Annotated in this window: 19 protein-coding genes; 7 read left to right on the forward strand and 12 right to left on the reverse strand. The window is 65.5% G+C overall.

The window, feature by feature from the left end:
- Window positions 1-43: 43 nt before the first annotated feature.
- The 3 genes from OHQ90_RS07820 to OHQ90_RS07830 are packed head-to-tail and all read right to left on the reverse strand — an operon-like array spanning window position 44 to window position 2,464.
- Window positions 44-802 carry a CoA-transferase subunit beta gene (locus OHQ90_RS07820; RefSeq protein ID WP_328408668.1) on the reverse strand — a complete coding sequence of 253 codons (759 nt, stop codon included), beginning with the start codon at window positions 800-802 and terminating at the stop codon, window positions 44-46.
- Entirely contained in the window at window positions 799-1,683 is an 885-nt protein-coding gene (locus tag OHQ90_RS07825) for a CoA transferase subunit A (RefSeq protein ID WP_328408669.1), read from the reverse strand. Before OHQ90_RS07825 ends, OHQ90_RS07820 begins: the two co-directional genes overlap by 4 nt.
- Window positions 1,684-1,687: 4 nt before the next feature.
- On the reverse strand, window positions 1,688-2,464 hold the full coding sequence (locus tag OHQ90_RS07830) for an enoyl-CoA hydratase family protein (protein WP_328408671.1): 777 nt from the start codon (window positions 2,462-2,464) through the stop codon (window positions 1,688-1,690).
- 74 nt (window positions 2,465-2,538) lie between these two features.
- Between OHQ90_RS07830 and OHQ90_RS07835 the strand changes: the two genes are divergently transcribed.
- The 3 genes from OHQ90_RS07835 to OHQ90_RS07845 all read left to right on the forward strand — a co-directional run bounded on the left by OHQ90_RS07835 (window position 2,539) and on the right by OHQ90_RS07845 (window position 5,347).
- Complete coding sequence (locus OHQ90_RS07835) at window positions 2,539-3,336, forward strand: SDR family oxidoreductase (protein ID WP_328408673.1); 798 nt, start codon at window positions 2,539-2,541, stop codon at window positions 3,334-3,336.
- A gap of 49 nt (window positions 3,337-3,385) precedes the next feature.
- A complete protein-coding gene (locus OHQ90_RS07840) occupies window positions 3,386-4,297 on the forward strand; it encodes an SDR family oxidoreductase (RefSeq protein WP_328408675.1) in 912 nt (303 codons plus the stop codon).
- A 726-nt stretch (window positions 4,298-5,023) separates the two neighbouring features.
- Window positions 5,024-5,347, forward strand: a complete 324-nt coding sequence (locus OHQ90_RS07845) for a hypothetical protein (protein ID WP_328408677.1) — start codon at window positions 5,024-5,026, stop codon at window positions 5,345-5,347.
- Window positions 5,348-5,627: 280 nt separating this feature from the next.
- Here the strand turns inward: OHQ90_RS07845 and OHQ90_RS07850 are convergent, their stop codons facing one another.
- On the reverse strand, window positions 5,628-6,044 hold the full coding sequence (locus tag OHQ90_RS07850) for a helix-turn-helix domain-containing protein (protein WP_011207048.1): 417 nt from the start codon (window positions 6,042-6,044) through the stop codon (window positions 5,628-5,630).
- A 363-nt stretch (window positions 6,045-6,407) separates the two neighbouring features.
- Window positions 6,408-7,571 (reverse strand): steroid 3-ketoacyl-CoA thiolase, encoded by a 1,164-nt coding sequence (locus OHQ90_RS07855; RefSeq protein WP_328408679.1) that lies wholly within the window; start codon window positions 7,569-7,571, stop codon window positions 6,408-6,410.
- A 99-nt stretch (window positions 7,572-7,670) separates the two neighbouring features.
- On the opposite strand from OHQ90_RS07855, the gene OHQ90_RS07860 reads away from it, so the two are divergent.
- On the forward strand, window positions 7,671-8,981 hold the full coding sequence (locus OHQ90_RS07860) for a cytochrome P450 (protein WP_328408681.1): 1,311 nt from the start codon (window positions 7,671-7,673) through the stop codon (window positions 8,979-8,981).
- An 81-nt stretch (window positions 8,982-9,062) separates the two neighbouring features.
- Here OHQ90_RS07860 and OHQ90_RS07865 read toward each other — a convergent pair whose 3' ends face one another.
- The 5 genes from OHQ90_RS07865 to OHQ90_RS07885 are packed head-to-tail and all read right to left on the reverse strand — an operon-like array spanning window position 9,063 to window position 13,560.
- Window positions 9,063-9,479: a nuclear transport factor 2 family protein gene (locus OHQ90_RS07865; RefSeq protein WP_328408683.1), complete on the reverse strand. Its 417-nt coding sequence runs from the start codon at window positions 9,477-9,479 to the stop codon at window positions 9,063-9,065.
- Window positions 9,476-10,366, reverse strand: a complete 891-nt coding sequence (locus OHQ90_RS07870; RefSeq protein ID WP_328412679.1) for a TIGR03619 family F420-dependent LLM class oxidoreductase — start codon at window positions 10,364-10,366, stop codon at window positions 9,476-9,478. Before OHQ90_RS07870 ends, OHQ90_RS07865 begins: the two co-directional genes overlap by 4 nt.
- Window positions 10,367-10,377: 11 nt before the next feature.
- Window positions 10,378-11,544 (reverse strand): thiolase domain-containing protein, encoded by a 1,167-nt coding sequence (locus tag OHQ90_RS07875; protein ID WP_328408685.1) that lies wholly within the window; start codon window positions 11,542-11,544, stop codon window positions 10,378-10,380.
- Window positions 11,541-12,572 (reverse strand): thiolase domain-containing protein, encoded by a 1,032-nt coding sequence (locus OHQ90_RS07880; protein ID WP_328408687.1) that lies wholly within the window; start codon window positions 12,570-12,572, stop codon window positions 11,541-11,543. The genes OHQ90_RS07875 and OHQ90_RS07880 overlap by 4 nt, the downstream gene beginning before the upstream one ends.
- A gap of 10 nt (window positions 12,573-12,582) precedes the next feature.
- Window positions 12,583-13,560 (reverse strand): Zn-ribbon domain-containing OB-fold protein, encoded by a 978-nt coding sequence (locus OHQ90_RS07885; protein WP_328412681.1) that lies wholly within the window; start codon window positions 13,558-13,560, stop codon window positions 12,583-12,585.
- 142 nt (window positions 13,561-13,702) lie between these two features.
- Here OHQ90_RS07885 and OHQ90_RS07890 point away from each other — a divergent pair, with 142 nt between their 5' ends.
- Both OHQ90_RS07890 and OHQ90_RS07895 read left to right on the forward strand, forming a co-directional pair.
- Window positions 13,703-14,740: an LLM class F420-dependent oxidoreductase gene (locus OHQ90_RS07890; protein ID WP_328412683.1), complete on the forward strand. Its 1,038-nt coding sequence runs from the start codon at window positions 13,703-13,705 to the stop codon at window positions 14,738-14,740.
- A gap of 22 nt (window positions 14,741-14,762) precedes the next feature.
- Window positions 14,763-16,319 (forward strand): acyl-CoA synthetase, encoded by a 1,557-nt coding sequence (locus OHQ90_RS07895; RefSeq protein WP_328408689.1) that lies wholly within the window; start codon window positions 14,763-14,765, stop codon window positions 16,317-16,319.
- A gap of 825 nt (window positions 16,320-17,144) precedes the next feature.
- Here OHQ90_RS07895 and OHQ90_RS07900 read toward each other — a convergent pair.
- Window positions 17,145-18,143, reverse strand: a complete 999-nt coding sequence (locus tag OHQ90_RS07900; protein ID WP_328408691.1) for a sigma-70 family RNA polymerase sigma factor — start codon at window positions 18,141-18,143, stop codon at window positions 17,145-17,147.
- A gap of 217 nt (window positions 18,144-18,360) precedes the next feature.
- Between OHQ90_RS07900 and OHQ90_RS07905 the strand changes: the two genes are divergently transcribed.
- Complete coding sequence (locus OHQ90_RS07905) at window positions 18,361-18,780, forward strand: VOC family protein (RefSeq protein ID WP_328408693.1); 420 nt, start codon at window positions 18,361-18,363, stop codon at window positions 18,778-18,780.
- 58 nt (window positions 18,781-18,838) lie between these two features.
- Here the strand turns inward: OHQ90_RS07905 and OHQ90_RS07910 are convergent, their stop codons facing one another.
- Window positions 18,839-19,621 carry a crotonase/enoyl-CoA hydratase family protein gene (locus OHQ90_RS07910; RefSeq protein ID WP_328408695.1) on the reverse strand — a complete coding sequence of 261 codons (783 nt, stop codon included), beginning with the start codon at window positions 19,619-19,621 and terminating at the stop codon, window positions 18,839-18,841.
- Window positions 19,622-19,664 lie beyond the last annotated feature (43 nt).

The raw sequence follows: 19,664 nt of genomic DNA on the forward strand, positions 1-19,664 counted from the left end.
GGCTGTGCCCTACGCGCAGCACGCTGTATCACGATCGGCTCACTCATACCGGTACCTCCGATTCGCGAACCTTCTTGGGGTCGAGCACATCTCGGATCAACCGCAGCTGCTCGGCGGTGGGCAGCGGGGTCTCGCCCGCGTCGGCAAGTCCCGCGATCTCGAAGGAGGTGTTCTCGGCGACCTCGGCAGCGGTGACGCCCGGGTGCAGGCTGCGCGCCCGCATGGTGTGATCGGGGCCCTCGAAATCGAAAACGCCGAGATTGGTGACCACCCGGTGCAGGTGGTGGAACCGGAACGCCGGATTGGCCGGATCGATCTTGTCGTAGCCGACGCCGGACACGATGTCGACCGTGTCGACGAAGACCCGCTTCGTGTGCCGCGACACCCAGTAGCTCGTCGCATGGTTGATGGTGTTGCCCGGCGCGCCGCGCACCCCGAACATCTGCCTGCTCGGCTGTTGCAATGGGCCGAAGGCCGACAGGTTCTGGTTGCCGAACCGATCGATCTGGTTGGCGCCCATCACCACATGGCGGCGGCCGGAGGCCACCACATCGAACACCCTGCGGAACGGAATCCAGCCCTCGATCGGCGACTTGCCGCCGATCGGGGGAGTGTCGGCGAACAGCAGCGCCTCGCCGTCGGAAAGCAGCAAGTCCGGCTCGGTGGTGAGCTTGGCCAGGCGCGCCCCGATGATCGACATCGGCGACATCGGGCTCGCCATGATTTCCCCTGCACCGCTGAATATCTCGGCGCACGCGACCGCGCAGATCTCGGCCCTGGTGCTGGTCTCGGTGCTCGTCACTTCGACGCCTCCTGTCCAAACTCACGAACGGCGGCCTGGTACTCCGCTTCGGAGACGGCCAGATACTTGTCGACGAACTGCTGCCAGGTTTCGGGCGTCTTGGCCGCTTCCACGTAGTGGCGCTGGAACTTCTCGTCACGGCCGTAGCTGTCGCCCGCCAAGGTGAAATGCGCGCCATTGGGCGCCTCGACGACGCCGTCGACCATCATCCGGTTGAGCAGCAGTGATTGCAGCGGAACGGTTTTCACGAGTTCTTCGGTTTCGACTACGCGTTCCACCGAGACGTAGCGGCGGTCGGCGGCCAGGCAGTACAGGTCGTCGAAGTACGGATCGACACCGGTGTAGCCGGCGTTGCCGTGCCGGTCGCCGATGTTCAGATGGACCAGCGCCGCATCGAGTTTCAGTGCAGGCATCGCGACGAGCGTCTCGGCCTTGCCGTCCGCGTCGGCGTACGGGGAGGTGACGGTCCGCAGTTCGCCGTCCCAGAAGTTGAGGACATCGGACCCGAGTCCGGCACGGATCGGCAGGAACGGCAGTCGCGCGGCGGCCGCTTCCAGCCCGCACTTGAGCATGCCCTCGTCCATTTCCCGCGCCACCAGCGCACCGGACGTGCGTGCCTTGGAGAACCACGGATCGTAGAACGGCGGCGAATCCAGCGACACGAAGCCGTAGTAGGCCTTGCGGACCTTGCCTGCCGAGCACAACAGCCCGAGGTCGGGTCCGCCGTAGCTGACCACGGTCAGGTCGGTGATGTCCGAGCGCAGAATGGCCCGCACCAGGGCCATCGGCTTGCGCCGGGAACCCCAGCCGCCGATGCCGATGGTCATTCCGCTGCGCAGTTCGCCGACGAACTCGTCGAGCGACATTCGCTTGTCCCGCATGGTCTTAGTTCCCCTTGCTCTCTGCTGCCTTGCGCGCCGCCAGGTCGTCGTCGAAGCGGGCGCGGATCTCGTCCGCGACGCCTGCGAGGTTCAGCTCGAAGGTGAAGCCCTGCTCGAAGCGGTAGCTGCGGTGCACGTCCTGCACGTCGATGCCGTTGAGTGCGCGCTTTGCCGCGCGAATCACCCGGCCGTCTTTCGTCGCGATGTTCTTCGCGACTTCCATTGCGGCGGCGTCGAGTTCAGCGCGCGGCACCACCTGGTACACCGAGCCGAAGTGCTGCAACTGTTGTGCGGTGATGGTGCTCGCGGTGTAGAACAGCGCCCGCATCAGGTGCTGCGGCACCAGTCGCGACAGATGGGTGGCCGCGCCGAGCGCGCCGCGGTCGACTTCGGGCAGGCCGAAGGTGGCATCGTCGGACGCGATGACGACGTCGGCATTGCCGACCAGCCCGATCCCGCCGCCGAGGCAGAAGCCCTGTACCGCCGCGATCACCGGAACGGGGCAGTCGTAGACCGCCGCGAACGCCTCGTAGCAGCCGTGATTGGCGTCGATCAGTGCCTGATGGCCGGGTGTGCGCTGCATTTCCTTGATGTCGACACCGGCGTTGAACCCGCGGTTCTCCGCGCGCAGCACGACAACCTTGGTCTCTTGGTCGCGCCCTGCCGCGCGGATCTCGTCGGCAATGGCGAACCAGCCGTCGGACGGTATGGCGTTGACCGGCGGGTAGTCGACCGTGACCACGGTGATGCCGGTTGATTCGGAGTGACGGTTGATCCCCATCGCATATCCCATCGTGCGTGCCGGATTAGCTCGGCGCATTGGCAAAGCAAGCAGTTGCTTGGTAGGTTAGCACGGTGGCACTCGAAATCGATCTCGCCGGCAGCGTCGTTCTGGTCACCGGAGGTGTGCGCGGGGTGGGCGCCGGGGTGAGCAAGGCTTTTCTCGCCGCGGGCGCGACGGTGGTGGCGTGCGCGCGGCGGCCGGCCGACAACCCGGTGCGCAGCGGTGGGCGCGAGATCGAATATCTGCCGTGCGATGTGCGCGACGCCGGCTCGGTGCAGGCGCTGATCGACACGATCGTCGAGCGGCACGGTCGTCTCGACCACCTGATCAACAATGCCGGCGGCGCACCGTTCGCCCTCGCCGCCGAGGCGAGCAAGAATTTCCACGCCAAGATTGTCGAGTTGAATCTGCTTGCGCCGCTGCTTGTTTCGCAGGCGGCGAATGCGGTGATGCAGCAGCAGTCCGGCGGCGGATCGATCGTGATGGTGTCGAGCGTGAGCGGGCACCGGCCCTCGCCCGGCACTGCCGCCTACGGGGCCGCGAAAGCGGGCATGGACAGCCTCACCGCCTCGCTCGCGGTCGAGTGGGCGCCGAAGGTTCGGGTGAATTCGCTGGTCGTCGGCCCGGTCGAGACCGAACAGAGCCAGTTGCACTACGGCGATCAGGACGGCATCGACGCGGTGGGCGCGACAATCCCGCTCGGGCGGATGGCCGCGCCCGACGACATCGGCCGTTGCGCGGCCTTCCTTGCCTCCCCGCTGGCTTCCTACGTCAGCGGCGCGACGTTGCTCGTGCACGGTGGCGGGGAGCGGCCCGCTTTCCTTGCGGCGTCCAATGCGGTGGTCGGCGGACAGCGGGCCGACGCCTGACTCGGCAGATCTGACCTAACAAGACAAATACGACAGAGGGACAACAGGTATGGACACCGAGCAGATCTGCGCCGGGCGCACCGTCATCGTCACCGGCGCGGGCCGTGGCATCGGCAGGGCGCACGCGCTCGCCTTCGCCGCCGCGGGAGCCCGGGTGGTGGTCAACGACCTCGGCTCGGCGCTCGACGGTGCGGAAACCACGGAGACACCCGCCGAACAGGTGGTCGCGGAGATCAAAGCGCTCGGCGGCGAGGCCGTCGCCAACGGCGACGATATTGCGGACTGGGACGGCGCTCGCAATCTCATCCGGCAGGCCGTCGACACGTTCGGCGGTCTCGACGTACTCGTCAACAACGCGGGCTTCGTGCGTGACCGCATGCTGGTCAACCTCGGCGAGGACGAATGGGACGCGGTCATCCGGGTCCACCTCAAGGGCCACTTTGCGACCATGCGGCACGCGATCGAATACTGGCGTGGCGAATCCAAGGCAGGTCGCCCCGTCGACGCCCGCATCATCAACACCAGCTCGGGCGCCGGCCTCCAGGGCAGCGTCGGCCAGGGCAACTACGGCGCGGCCAAGGCGGGCATCGCGGGCCTCACCTTGACCGCGTCCGCCGAATTCGCCCGCTACGGCGTCACGGTGAACGCCATCGCACCGGCCGCCCGCACCCGAATGACCGAAACCGTTTTCGCCGAAACCATGACGGCCCCCGAAGACGGCTTCGACGCAATGGCCCCCGGGAACATCTCCCCCTTGGTCGTTTGGCTCGGCAGCCCGCAGTCCGCAGGCGTCACCGGCCGCATGTTCGAGGTCGAAGGCGGCAAAGTGGCCCTAGCCGACGGCTGGCGCCACGGCGTCGCCGTTGACCGCGGCGCCCGCTGGACCCCCGCGGAACTAGGCCCCGTAGTCGCCGACCTGATCGCCAAGGCAATTCCGGCGGAGCCCGTATACGGCGCCTGAGCATTGCCTGCCCCCGACTGCGCGCGCGAACCGACTCTGAACAGCGCGCGCCCAACCAGCCGAGACGCACGGCGCACCTGAGGCGCACGCCCAGCCGGGCCTCGTAGCCTCAGCCGCCGCGTGTGGCGTCACAGTGACACCCACCCACCCACCCACCCCAGCCAGCCAACGCCGAGCGCAGTGAAATGGTGGTTCCAACCCCCCACCCCCAACCACCATTTCACCCCGTTCTCGAGAATGGGTTCTCGAGAACGGCACCACAGCCAGATGACCACGCCGGAACTCGACACCGCGCACCTGGCTGCGGGAGGTAAGCCGGGGACGGCACCCGACGGGCCCAGCACTGCCCGGTAAACCCCGGGCAGGCACACCTTTCCGGGACGGCATCGTGGTGGGTTCGTTCCCGCAACGCACCCCGCTCGGGCCCGGTTCGGGTGCGCACGTTGCGTTGGGATGGTTATCAGGGCAGTGCCGGGCACATCGTGTGCCGTACCCGGCTTTCTCTTCCGCAACCTGAGTAGGCAGGCACACAGCTTCCGGCGTGCGGACTGGCTGTGGTGGCGTTATAGAGATCCACCTTCGGGGGCGTGGTGTTCGCTTCCGGCGGTTCCGCCGTTGTCGGGATCGGCTCCGCCGCGCTCGGCACCGGTTCGGCTGCTATCGGAACTGGTTCTGCGGCAGTCGGTTCCGCCGCACTCGGTTCGGCGGCGCTCGGTTCGGCTCACTATGATCGATTGGTTTCCCGAGGTGATCGCGCACGAGCAGGCGAGTTCTTCCACGCAGCTCGAGGCGTCCGATCAGGTGGCGCAGATCATGGACGCGCTGTATCTGCAGTCGGGTGGCGGTGTCGAGCTGATCGCCGCGGGCCCATCGCCGTCGTCACCGGTCGAGCGCGCGGACCGCGTCGCGGAATGGGTACGTAATCCATTGGGCGAGGTAGCAGTAGACGCGCGGTGGATTGCTCCGCCCGAGGGAATCAGTCCGCGCGGTTGGGTCCAGACCATCGCTCGCGCCTATGAGGCGTCAACTCCCGTCCACGCCTGGAATTGATCAACTCGCCGCAATGCTGATCATCTCGAGGCATTCTTCGTGAACACCCCGTATTGAATCCCCTGACACAACAACGAATCCGGCTCGGCGATCGCCGAGCCGGATTCGTGTATGCCCACTCGGTATCCGATCAACTGATTTCGTACACGCATGGGTAAGTCGCGGGGACGCCGATAACCCACCCCCGCGCTCTCCGCCAGCCCATAACTTTTGGGGCACCCGACCCATGACGCAGTACGGTGCGACCCGAAGGTCGCACCGTACTGCACTCTAGGAGAACCTATTCGGTACCGTCCGGAGGAATTTCGGGCAAGCCTTCGCTTGCTCGCAACTTCTCCGCCATGGAGGTGAGGAGGTTCTGTGATTCTTCGGACAGGTCGAACGCTCTACTCGACAACCGCCGCAGTCCATAGCCCTGCAGCTGGGACAACAACTCCAGATCGTGATCGATCTTGGCGGCATAGATGTCGTTGAAGAAGTAGTCCGGCTTGACCTTGAAGAACTTGGCCAGTGCAGCCACCGTTTCGTCCGACGGGTTCGTCCGCTGACCCGACCGCAACTGCGAGAGGTACGGTTTCGAGATCGGATGCCCGGAGGCTGTCAGCGCAGCCGCAACCTCCGCGTTGGTGTGCGGCTTGCGCCCCGGGGGATGCACGGTTTCGAACAGCTTGTTCAGCCGCGCCGCGAAATCAGCCATTGTGAGCCGCCCAATTCCCTTCGCTGTACTAACAGTCGTTATCTCGGATACGTATCATTGATATTAGCGGCTCAGTAACTGAAAACCTACGCCTGATTCAGGATTTCCTTGAAGCTTCTAGGTCCAGCTGCGGCGAAGTGACTGCGACCGTTGCGTTTGCGGGTCACCCCAACGGCTCTTGCGAAGGGGTGGTGTTCTCCGGTTCTGGCCCGTCGCAGGGGTCTCGCCCCGCAGATCGATGATAGCCTAAAGATAGCTGACGTCTCATCTACTTGACCGCGGTGATCTTTGTGTGGCGTACGACACGTTTTGGCGGCTCTGGGATGAACGTTCAACCAATCGTGGGGAATTGGTTGACGACTCCTACAACCGCTCGATGATCGTGCCTGTCGCCAGTGCGCCACCCGCGCACATGAGCACCATCGCCGTACTACCCCCGGTGCGCTCCAGTTCATGCAAAGCCGTTGTGATGAGCCGAGATCCGGTGGAGCCGACCGGGTGCCCCAGTGCGATCGCGCCGCCGTTGACATTAACCCGGTCCATGTCCGGATTGTGTACAGATGCCCACGAAAGTGCGACCGACGCGAATGCTTCATTGATCTCGAATAGATCGATGTCACCGATATTCATGCCCGACCGCTCGAGCAGCCGGGTGCAGGCCTGAACTGGGCCGTCGAGATGGAACTCGGGCTCGGCGCCGACCACGACTTGCGTGACAATCCGGGCGCGCGGCCGCAATCCCGCTCGCTGCGCGGCCTTTTCGTCCATCAGCAGCACCGCGGCCGCGCCGTCGGAGATCTGTGACGACGTACCCGCGGTGTGGATGCCGCCTTCGAGCACCGGCTTCAGCTTGGCGAGGCTTTCCAGGTTGGTGTCGCGCAGGCCCTGGTCCTTGGTCACCTCGAGCTTCTCGCCGGTGAGGTTGCCTTCCTTGTCGACGGCGGGTGCGGCCACCGAAAGCACCTCGCGATCGAAGCGGCCCTCGGCCCAGGCCTGTGCGGCGCGCTGCTGCGAGCGGACGCCGAGCGCGTCGACATCGTCGCGAGTGATGCCACGCCGCTTGGCAATACGTTCGGCCGCCTCGAACTGGTTGGGCAGATCGATGCTCCATGACGCGGGCCTGCGCGGGCCCGCGTTCGTGCCGACGTTGGCGCCCAAGGGAACTCGGCTCATGGCTTCCACGCCGCAGGCCATGCCGATGTCGATGGCATCGGTCGCGATGAGCCCGGCGATCAGATGATTGGCCTGCTGGGCCGAACCGCACTGCGTATCGATGGTGGTGGCCCCGACCTGCCACGGCAGGCCGGCATGCAGCCAGGCGACCCGGGTGATGTTGTTGGACTGCTCGCCCGCCTGGGTGACGCAGCCGCCGATGACCTGCTCGACAAGGGCGGGGTCCAGGTGCGCCTTCTCGAGCAACCCGCGCTGCGCGAGGCCGAGCAGTTCGGCGGCGTGCAGGCCCGCGAGCCAGCCGCCGCGCTTGCCGATCGGGGTGCGAGCGGCCTCGACGATTACTGGTGTGCCCATGACCAACCTTTCCGTTGGGACAGAAAACTGAAACGTGTGTCCACGTTAGCGATAGGTGGATCTCTCCAGTTCTTCCCTCGATATCCAGCCTATGCTTCAATGATTGTAGAACGTGTTTCAGTTTGTCGAAGGAGACATCTGGTGGTTGACCCTCGGAATGCCCGGCCCAATCTGCCGGACGGGTTCGACGTCACAGACCCGGACATTTACGCCGAGCGTGTTCCGGTCGAGGAGTACGCGGAACTGCGCCGGACCGCCCCGGTCTGGTGGAATCCGAAATCACCCGAGAAGGGTGGATTCCATGACGACGGCTTCTGGGTCGTCAGCAAGCACGCCGAAGTCAAGGAAGTCTCGCGGCGCAGCGATGTGTTCTCCTCGTTCGAGAACACCGCGATCCCGCGCTTCAATGACGAGATCACCCGCGAGGCGATCGAACTGCAGCGGTTCGTCATGCTCAATATGGACGCGCCGCAGCACACCAAACTCCGCAAGATCATCTCGCGTGGCTTCACCCCGCGCGTGATCAACGGGCTGCGCGCGGAACTCAAGGCCAGGGCCGAGTCGATCGTGCAGGCGGCGGTGGCGTCCGGATCCGGCGACTTCGTCACCCAGGTCGCCTCCGAACTGCCGCTGCAGGCCATCGCCGAGCTCATCGGCATCCCGCAGGAAGACCGCATGAAGGTGTTCACCTGGTCGAACGATATGACCGGGTACGACGATCCGGAGAACGAGGCCGACCCGGTCGCGGCGTCCACCGAGGTGCTCGGCTACGCCTACCAGATGGCCGCGGCTCGCAAAGAATGTCCGGCCGACGACATCGTCACCAAATTGATCGAGGCGGATGTCGACGGCGACGAACTGACGCCGGAGGAGTTCGGCTTCTTCGTGATCATGCTGGCCGTGGCGGGCAATGAGACGACCCGTAACGCGATCACCCACGGCATGGCGGCCTTCCTGGAGAACCCGGACCAGTGGGAGCTGTTCAAGAAAGAGCGCCCGGCCACCGCCGCCGACGAGATCATCCGGTGGGCGACACCGGTCACCTCGTTCCAGCGGACCGCGCTCGAGGACACCGAACTCGGGGGAGTGCAGATCAAGAAGGGCCAGCGGGTGGTCATGCTCTACCGCTCGGCCAACTTCGACGAGGATGTGTTCGAGCACCCGGAGAAGTTCGATATCACCCGAAAGAACAACCAGCACTTGTCTTTCGGTGGCACCGGCGCGCACTTCTGCGTCGGCGCGAACCTCGCGCGGATGGAGGTGGATCTGATCTTCAACGCCATTGCCGACTACATGCCCGACATCACCAGGCTGGGTGACCCGAAGCGCCTGCGTTCCGGCTGGCTCAACGGTGTCAAGGAGTTCACGGTCGACTACAACACCTCGGGCGGCTGCCCGGTCGCGCACTGACGACGACAAAGGGCCCTCGCAACCGCAGTTCCTGTGCCGGTGCGAGGGCCCTTTGTCGTGCTGCCCCGAGGGGCGGCGAACTCAGCCGACGGGCTCAGCGGTCGCCATAGCGCGGTCGACCTCCCAGAAAGCCCGCAGCGCAGCGATTTTGCCCGTTCCGTCCACCTTGTAGGTGAACACGCCTTCGGCATCGATGTGATGGCCACCGAGCGTGGAGCGAATGGTGCCGGTGAAGGCGATCTCGTTGCCGCAGGCGAAAGAATCGCCGAACAGGAACTCGATGGAATCGGTCTTCGCGATCGCCATGTCCCAGAACGCCGCGATGGCTTCCTTACCTCGGTGGCCCTTGCCCTCGGGATCGAAACCCGAAGGGCCGACCGGATCTTCGACGATGCCGTCCTCGGCGAACAGCGCGACCCACGCCTGCTTGTCCCTGGCTCGCACCGCGGCTTGCGAGGCGAGTCCGGCGGCCCGTGCTGGATGTTCGGTAGTGGTCATACGCCTGCCTTCGCGACGATGGGTTCCTCGATATTCTTCGCGGCGAAGCGGCGCAGCGAGTCCTGCTTGGCCGCGAGTTCGCCGTCGAAGCCGATGCCGTCGGCCAGCCACGGAACGACGATCGCGTCGGTGACCCCGGCATCGGCCAGATCCTGGTATCCGGTGCGCCCGTATCGGTCGATGCATACCGCTTGGATCTCGAATGGCTCTGCCGCACAGCCGAATTCGGCACGCAGCGCTTCGAGCTTGCCGATGGTCAGGCATAGCTCGTCGTAGGTCATCATGGCCGAGGTCCAGCCGTCGCCGACCCGGGCGGCACGCCGCAGCGCGGGCTCGGTGTGTCCACCGATGTAGAACGGCACCGGCTCGGTCGGCGCCGGGCTGATCTGTAGTGGATCGAAGTCGAAGAACTCGCCGTGGAATTCGACCATGCCGCCGCCGAGGACCAGCTTGATAACCTCGATCATCTCGTCCACCCGTGCGCCGCGGCGGGCGTAAGGCACCCCGCACCACTCGAATTCCTCTGGCGCCCAGCCGATCCCGACGCCGAAACCGAACCGATTGGCCGACAGGTTGGCTACCGAGCCGACCTGCCTGGCCAGCAACAGCGGGTTGCGCGAACCCAGCTTGAGCACGTTGGTGTAGAAGCGGATCCGGCTGGTCACCGCCGCCATCGCGGTCGCACCGATGAGCGGGTCGACCCAGGGCGTCTCCGGTCCCCAGAAGCGGCTGCCGTCGGCGGTGTAGGGGTACTTCGCCGACGCGGACTTCATGTAGAACAGCGAGTCGGGCAGGGCGATCGAGGCGAAGCCGCATTCCTCCGCCGTCTTCGCCAGTTCGGGGAGCTGCTCCAGCGGACTCAGTGCGATGCCGAGGGTGAATTTCATCGGTGCGGTGCTCATCGGCGCTCCGACCCGACCACCCACATCGAGAAGTACTGCGAGCCACCGCCATACGCGTGGCCGAGCGCCTTCTTGGCATTGTCGACCTGATAGGCCCCGGCCCGGCCCATCACCTGCTTGGCGGCCTCGGCGAAGCGGATGAGCCCGGACGCGCCGATCGGATTCGAGGAGAGCACCCCACCGGAGGGGTTGACCGGCAGTGTGCCGCCGATTTCGGTCTCACCCTTGTCGGTGAGCTTCCAGCCGTCGCCAGGCGGCACGAAGCCGAGGTTCTCCAGCCACATCGGCTCGAACCACGAGAAGGGCACATAGATTTCGGCGACATCGATTTCGGCGAGCGGGTCGGTGATGCCTGCCGCCTTCCACAGCGCGGCGGCCGCGTCCTGGCCTGCCTGCGGGTTCACCTGATCGCGCCCGGCGAAAGTGGTCGGTTCGGTGCGCATCGCGGTGCCGTGCACCCATGCCACCTTCTTGCCCGTGGCTTCGACGGCGGTCGCTGCTTCCTCGTCGCCGATCACCACCGCGCAGGCGCCATCCGACGACGGGCAGGTTTCGTCGAAGCGGATGGGGTCCCACAGCATTTGCGATGCGAGCACCTTCTCCAGCGTGATATCCGGCTGATGCAGGTGCGCGAGCGGATTCTTCGCACCGTTGCGGCGATCCTTCACCGCCACCATCGCGCCGATGTGTCCGGGCGCGTTCGAACGGCGAATGTAGGAACGGACGTGCGGCGCGAAATACCCGCCCGCACCCGCGCCGACCGGCATGGTGAACGGGACCGGAATCGACAACGCCCACATGGCATTCGATTCCGACTGCTTCTCCCAGGCGATCGCGAGCACGCGCTTGTGCACGCCGGCCTGCACGAGGTTCGCGGCGACCACGCCGGTCGAGCCGCCGACCGAGCCTGCGGTGTGCACGCGCAGCAGTGGTTTTCCGGTGGCGCCCAACGCATCCGCGAGATACAGCTCGGGCATCATGACGCCCTCGAACAGATCGGGTGCCTTGCCGACCACGACCGCATCGATATCGGCGATGGTGAGGCCCGAATCCTCGAGCGCGCGATCGATTGCCTCGCGACACATGCCCGCCATGGACACGTCGGTCCGTTTCGTCACGTGATGGGTTTGTCCGGTGCCGAGCACCGCAGCGGGGAGTGTCATCGAGTCTCCAAAACGGTCACAAGATTCTGCTGCAGCACGGGGCCGCTGGTGGCGTGGGCGAGTGCGCGATTCGCGGTGCCCGCCATGATGGCCTCGGCCGCGAAGCCGATCCGCTCCAGGCCTGCGGCGAACATCGGGTTGGCCGCCAATGCGCCACCCGAGGGGTTCACCGTGGTCTCGGGCTTCAGGCCGATCGCCTCGGCGAGGATCAGCTGCTGGTGACTGAACGGCGCATGCAGCTCGGCAATGTCGAAGCCGCTGGTGTCACCGCCGGTAACCGCATGGGCGGCAGCCGAAGTCGAGGGGGAGACGGTCAGATCGCGGGCGCCGAGCTGAGGCGTGTCGACGCGGTGCGCCATGCCGGAGATCCAGGCCGGACGCGCGCAGAGCTCGCGGGCCCGGTCGCCGACGGCGAGCACGATCGCCGCCGCACCGTCGGTGATGGGTGCGACGTCATGTGCGCGCAGCGGGTCTGCGACATACGGTGTGTCGAGCAGACTTTCGATGTCGCCGGCAGCGCCCGCCGCCACGGCGGCCATATCGCGCTCGGTCCAGCGACCGGCATCGAGTCCGGCGCGCGCCTGTAGGCCCGCGATGGACAGCGAGTCCGGCCACAGCGGGGCGACCAGATAGGGATCGAGCTGCATGGTGAGGATCTGCCGCAGCGTGCCCGCCGAAGACTTGCCGAAGCCGTACACCAGTGCGGTCTTCGCCTGCCCCGAGCGCAGTTTCACGAACGCCTCGTAGAGCGCCCATGCGGCGTCCATCTCGACATGGGATTCGTTGATCGGCGGTACCGCGCCGATGGCGTCGATCGCCGAAATGAACGAGAAGGCCCGTCCGGCCAGATAATCGGAGGAGCCGGAGCACCAGAAGTCGATATCGGACTTGGTGATGCCGAGGTCGGAGTAGAGCTGCTGGAAAATGGGCACCAGCATCTCGACACCGTTGGTAGTGCCGAAGGTTTCCGGGACGTGCGGTGCGTGGGCGAATCCCACGACCGCGATGTCGGTGGCGTTGTCGGTCACGTGGGCCTCTCTAGAGGTGATGGGAGTAGGTGTCGTATTCGGCGTCCGGCTCGCCGGTGGGACGGAAGTGGTCCACGTTCTCCAGCCCGTAGCCCCATTCCTCGCGCGGCTTCCACACGGCCTCAACCCGCATGCCCATCCGCACTTCGCTGGCCTCGCAGCCGAGGACGAGGTGCAGGACCGGGATGTCGGCGCCGTCGAGCAGCACATAGGCCGCCACGTACGGCGGCTTGATCCGCTGACCGAGGAACGGCACGTTCACGATGCAGAAGGTGGTGACGGTGCCGCGGTCGGGCAGCTCGACGATGTCGTCGGTCGGCCTGCCGTCGGTCGGGTTGGCGCCGCGCGGCGGGAAGTACACCTTGCCCGCGGCGTCGGTCCGCCCGCCGAGCAGCTTGCCTTCGGCCAGCCCGCGCAGGTAGATGGTCTCCTGCGGCGAGGCGGTGTGTTTGTAATCCAGGTCCACGGGAGTGGTGATCACCGTGATCGGCTCGCCATCGTCGACGGCTTCCGCCGGCGCGTGCGATGTTTCGCCCGGCTCGAAGCATGCGATGTCCTTGATGCTGCCCGCGGTCTCGGTCGCCCACCTGGCGACGACGCGCTGGCCGGTGTGGATGGCACCGGGCTCGGCCACGTCGACGGCGTGCAGCAGGGTGGTGTCCGCGCCGTCGAGTTTGATCAGCGCCCACGCGAAGGGGCGATCGAAGGGTTGTCCGGGCAGTGGATCGTGCACCCAGGTCCACGATTCGACAGTGCCGGTGTCGGCCACATCGACGAACTCGGTGAGCGGCGCGGAGGTGATCGGATCGTATTCCGGTGGCGGCACGAGCACCCGCCCGTCCGAACCGCGTACGCCGACGATCTTGCGGCTGCGCAGCTTGGTCAGGAAGTTGCCGATCGTCGGTCCGACCGATCGGGTGTAGTCGAATCGCACCCGAAGGGGCGCGCTGAGTACGTCGGGCACGGTGCGCCCACCGCTACCCTCGATGGAGTCGCTGCGCGACGCAGTGTTCAATTCCGACCCTCTCTCATTCGCGATTGTGCCGGATGCAGTATTCCCCTGAGTCACAATGTCGAGTAGAACAGGTTCTTATTCTGCTGGCAAGAAGTTGGCTGGAAAGAGGTCGATGGTGAAGTTCGGATTGCAACTCGGGTACTGGATGGCACAACCACCGCAGAATGCCGGTGAGTTGGTGATGGCCGCCGAGGCGGCCGGGTTCGACGCCGTATTCGCCGCCGAATCCTGGGGGTCGGACGCCTTCGGCCCGCTGATGTGGTGGGGATCCTCGACGCAGCGGGTGCGGCTGGGCACCTCGGTGGTGCAGATGTCGGCGCGTACGCCCGCCGCGACCGCCATGCATGCGCTGACACTGGACCATCTCAGCGGCGGCAGGGCGATCCTCGGCCTCGGCGTCTCCGGTCCGCAGGTGGTGGAGGGTTGGTACGGCCAGCCGTTCGCCAAGCCGTTGCAGCGCACCAGGGAGTACGTCGGGATCGTTCGTCAGGTGCTGGCGCGGCAGGCCCCGGTCACCAATGCCGGACCGCAGTACCCGCTGCCGTACACGGGCCCGGGTTCGACCGGGCTCGGCAAGCCGCTCAAGCCGATCGTGCATCCGCTACGAGCGGATTTGCCGATCTGGCTCGGCGCGGAAGGCCCGAAGAATGTGGCGCTGACGGCCGAGATCGCCGACGGCTGGCTGGCGATCTACTACGCGCCGCGGCTGGCCGGGATGTACAACGACTGGCTCGACGAGGGTTTCGCCAGGGCGGGCGCGCGGCGTTCGCGGGCGGACTTCGAGATCGCCGCGAGCTGCCAGGTGGTGCTGACCGACGATGCCAAGAGCGAGATCGAGCGGATGCGCTGGATCATGGCGCTCTATATCGGCGGAATGGGCGCGCCGGAGATGAACTTCCACGCGCAGGTGTACCGGCGGATGGGGTACGAACGCGAGGTCGACGAGATCGGCAGGCTCTTCCAGGCGGGCAAGAAGGCGGAGGCGGCGGCGTTGGTCCCGGACGAGCTGATTCTGGACACCGCGATCATCGGCGACGAGGAGCATGTTCGTAAGCAACTCGGGGTGTGGGAAGCGGCCGGTGTCACCGAGATGCTGGTGTCTGTTCCAGATATCGAGCAATTGCATCGGCTCGCACCCCTTGTACAGATGTAGAACACGTTCTAGATTCGTAGGGGTGACGACGCAGGAGTCAGTAGAAATTCTCGGTTTCTGGAATATCGCGAAAGCGGAACCCGATCGGATCGCCTTGGTCGACCCGGTCGGCCGCGAGGTGACGTATCGCGAATTGGCCACGCTGGCCAATCGATACGGCACCGGCCTGCGGGCGCTGGGCCTACAGCCCGGCGACGTGCTCGTCAGCATGGTGCACAACTGCGTCGAGGCGGTCGCCGCCTACTTCGCGGCGTACCAGGCCGGGCTGTACATCGTGGCGGTGAACTGGCACCTGACCGGACCCGAGGTCGCCTACATCCTCTCCGACAGCGAGGCAAAGGCGTTCATCGCCAGCGACCGGTTCGCCGCGGCCGCGATCGCCGCGGCCGACGAGGCCGGGCTGCCGGCGTCGGCACGCTTCGCGGTGGGTGAGATCGAGGGCTTCAAGTCGGTGGCCTGGCTCGGCGCGGCCGACACCGGCAGGCCCGACAACCGGACCACCGGTGCGCCGATGCTCTACACCTCGGGAACAACGGGGCGTCCCAAGGGCGTTCGCCGCCCTTTGACCGGCGCCGATCCGGATGTCGTTCCACCGCACACGAATGCGTTCTTCGGGCTGTTCGAACTCGCGCCCTACGACAACCACGTGCACATCTGCGGCTCGCCGCTCTATCACACCGCGGTGCTGAACTGGGCGACCATCTCGATTCAGCTGGGACACAAGGTTGTTCTGATGGATCGTTGGGACGCCGAGGAGATGTTGCGGCTCATCGAGAAGCATCGGGTGACCCACAGCCACATGGTGCCGACCCAGTTCCACCGGCTGCTCGCACTGCCGGAGGAGGTGCGCGCCAAATACGACGTTTCTTCGCTGCGCAGCATGGTGCACGGTGCGGCGCCGTGTCCGCAGGAGACCAAGCGGCAGATGCTGGCGTGGTGGGGCCCGACGGTCACCGAGTACTACGCGGCCACCGAGGGCGGCGGCACGGTGATCAATGGCACCGAGTGGCTGCTCAAGCCCGGCTCGGTCGGCAAGGCCTGGCCATGGTCGGTGATCAAGGTGCTCAGCGAGGAAGACGGCTCCGAAGTGCCCGCCGGCGAGACCGGGCTGGTTTACATGAAGATGGGTGCGTCGAGCTTCGAGTACCACCATGCCAAGGAGAAGACCGAGGAGTCGAGAGTCGGTGACCTCTTCACCGTCGGCGACATCGGCCATCTCGATGAGGACGGCTATCTCTACCTGCACGATCGTCGATCCGATCTGATTCTCTCCGGCGGCGTGAACATCTATCCCGCCGAAATCGAAAGCGTGCTGGTCACCCACCCGAAGGTCGCCGATGTGGCGGTTTTCGGTCTGCCACATGCCGATTGGGGTCAGGAAGTGAAAGCCGTAGTCCAGCCCGCCAACGGGTTCGAGGGCGACGACAACCTCACCGCCGAGCTACTCGCCTTCGCCGCAACACAATTGGCAAAGTACAAGATGCCACGCTCGATCGACTACCTCCCCGAACTCCCCCGCGACCCCAACGGCAAGCTCTACAAGCGCAAGCTCAAGGAAAGCTACCTGGCCGCGTCCTAGCCACCGCTTCGCACCGAACACCCTGTGTTGCAACCAGATACCTGGTACACGGGGTGTTCGGTTGCAATACGGTGCTCGGATCGACAAGGGTGAAGATCGACAGGGTGCAGCTGCCATCGAGGCCGGGCACTGACCGATCGCATGCCGGGGTCGATAAGGTCCGAGAACGCCACCACAGCTAGTCCGCACGCTGAAAGCCGTGTGCCTGTCTCACAAAGTTGCGGAAGAGAAGGTCGGGTACCCCACCCGACGCCCCCAGCACTGCCCAGTAAATCCCTTGGAGTGCAACCAAACTGGACAGCATGCCCCGGGGTCGGAAAGCTGAGCTCACCCTCCCAAACCCGACACCGTGAACTGGTCGGCTTCACTACGCTCGATAACTAAAGTCTTGCGACGCAACCACAGCCAGTCCTCACGCTGGAAGCCGTGCGCCTGCCTTCCCAGGCTGCGGAAGAGAAAGTTGGGTACCCCGCCTGACGCCCCCAGCACTGCCCGGTAAAACCCTTGGAGTGCAACCAAAACTGGACAGCATGCCCTGGGGTCCGAAAAGTTGAGCGCACCCTCCCCACGCAACACCGTGAACTGGACGGCCAAGGCTGGGTAGCGTGCCCCCGCTCGACGAGCAAACTCGCGTCCCAGCGGTGTTCCGGGCAGTGCTGGGTACGTCGTGTGCCGTACCCGGCTTTCTCTTCCGCAGCCTGGGAAGACAGGCGACAACTTCCAGCGTGAGGACTGGCTGTGCTTGCGTTCCAGGCAGTTTCGGCATCGGCGGTAGTCGAATGGTGGTTGCGAAGGTGGTCCGCAACCACCATTCGACTACGTTCGTCAGATCTCTTCGCGTAGTTCGGGGGGCAGGCCGAAGAGGGGGAACAGCTTTTCGGTGTCGAGGAAGAAGTTGAGACCGGCGATGGTGGCGCCGTCGAGTTCCAGGACGGTGATCGACCACGGCATCCAGACGCCGGGCTTCTCGCTCGGCTTGTAGTGGCCGAAGGCAGGGAGGCCGTTCGCGCCCTCGAGTCGAACCATCCTGGCGTTGCGGCAGGCTTGGCCGGTGCCGAGCATGAACGCGGCCACGTTCTCCGGGCCGGAGATCCACAGCTCGATCGGGGGCATGGACAGTGCGACATCCGCTTTCAGCAGGGTGGTCAGCGTGTCCATGTCGTAGGCCTCGAACGCCTTGACGAAGTTGTCGACCAGTTTGCGCTGGTCCTCATTGGTCTCGTCGTAGGTGTCGGTGGTTGTTGGCTGCACCTTCGACATGGTCGCCCGTGCGCGCTGCAGCGCGCTGTTCACCGATGCGGGCGACATGGTGAGGGCCTCGGCGGTCTCGCTGGCCGAGAAGCGCAGCACCTCGCGCATGATCAGGATGGCGCGCTGGGTGGCCGGCAGATGCTGACAGGCGGCGACGAACGCCAGCCGCAGTGTGTCCTTCGCGCTCGCGTGCTCGGCCGGGTCCGAACCGAAGGCGAGGGCATTGGGGATCGGTTCGATCCAGACGTAGTCGGGCTGCGCCATGGGCAACGGGGTGTCCGGCCGCGACGGCCCGGACAGATCCATCGGCCGGGCACGGCGCTGTGGACCGTCGATCATGTCCAGGCAGACATTGGTGGCGATCCGGTACAGCCAGGACCGTAGGCTGGCACGGCCTTCGAACGAGTCGTAGGACTTCCATGCACGGGTGAAGGTCTCCTGCACCGCGTCTTCTGCCTCGAAGGACGAGCCGAGCATTCGGTAGGCATATGCGCACAGCTCCCGCCGGTGCCCCTCGAACGAGGAGAGCACATCGGGGGCGAGGCCGGCGGTATTGCCGGACAAGTCGGTCATGGAAGTCACCATGCCACAGCCCACCGACACATCACAGACCCGATGAACGTCGTCTGCCTGCCGAATCAAGATCATCATCACTAGTTGCGGAGCCACGTCGACGCCGGTTGGCGGGCCGCACTACTCCCGGCAGCGATGAGTTCTCGGCCGACGGCCCGTCTCTACTGGTGAACCGAAAAAACGGCTCACGCATGGACCGAGGAAAAGGACGCCGAACATGAGCAGCAAGATGATCTTCATCAACCTACCCGTCACTGATCTGGGCCGGTCGAAGAACTTCTACGAGGCTCTCGGCTGGAAGGTGAACCAGGACTTCACCGATGAGAACGCCGCCTGCATCGTGGTCGACGACAACATCTGCCTGATGCTGCTGACCAAGGAGTTCTTCCCGACCTTCAGCAGCCGCCCGCTCTCGGACACCGTCTCGACCATCGGCGCCGCGTATGCGATCGCACTGTCCAGTGCCGAAGAGGTCGACACGCTCACCGCCGCGGCACTGGGCGCCGGGGCCGGCGAGGAGGTCAACGAGGACAAGCGCGCGCAGGAGGCGCAGGTCGGCATGCACGGCCGCACGTTCATCGACCCCGACGGCCACCAGTGGGAGCCGTTCTGGATGGACTACCCAGGCAGCAACTGAGCCATAACGAAAACGACCCCCGGCGCGGAATGCGCAGGGGGTCGCTTGCTTTCGTTGTTCAGCTGCCGGTGAATGTGGGCTTGCGCTTTTCTGCGAAGGCCTTCGGGCCCTCCTTGGCGTCGGCCGACTTGAAGACCGCCGTGCCCAGTTCGGCGTCGATCTTGAAGGCCTCTTCCTCGTGCATGCCCTCGGTGTCGCGGATGGTGCGCAGGATGGCCTGGACCGCGAGCGGGCCGTTGGCCGCGATCTGCGCGGCCAGTTCGAGCGCCTTGTCCAGCGCGGTGCCGTCCGGCACCACATGCCCGATCAAGCCGATTTCCTTGGCCTCGGCCGCGGTGACGTGCCGACCGGTGAGCAGGATGTCCGCGGCCACGGTGTAGGGAATCTGGCGCACCAGCCGGACCGCCGAGCCGCCCAGCGGGAACAGGCCCCAACGTGCCTCGGACACACCGAATTTCGCGCTCTCGCCGGCAACCCGGATATCGGTGCCCTGCAGGATCTCGGTGCCACCGGCGATGGCAGGACCCTCGACCGCCGCGATCAGCGGCTTGGTGAGCCGCCGGCCCTTGAGCAGCGCCTCGATCTTCGACAGATCCCAGCCGCCGCCCTTGAAGGAGTCGCCCGGGTGCTGGGTCGTCATCGCCTTCAGATCCGCGCCCGCGCAGAACGCGCCGCCCGCGCCGGTCAGGATCGCGACCCGGATGTCGGGATCGTTGTCCACCTGATCCCAGGCGTCGCGCATGATCGCCATCATCTCGCCCGACAGCGCGTTGCGGGCCTCGGGACGATTCATGGTGACGATGAGGACGTGATCGCGCTTCTCGACGAGGCAATCTGGCATTGGTGATTCTCCTGACTTTCAAGCCTTGTCAGAAACAGTAACA

It is taken from the genome of Nocardia sp. NBC_00403 (genome assembly GCF_036046055.1).
Taxonomy (GTDB): domain Bacteria; phylum Actinomycetota; class Actinomycetes; order Mycobacteriales; family Mycobacteriaceae; genus Nocardia.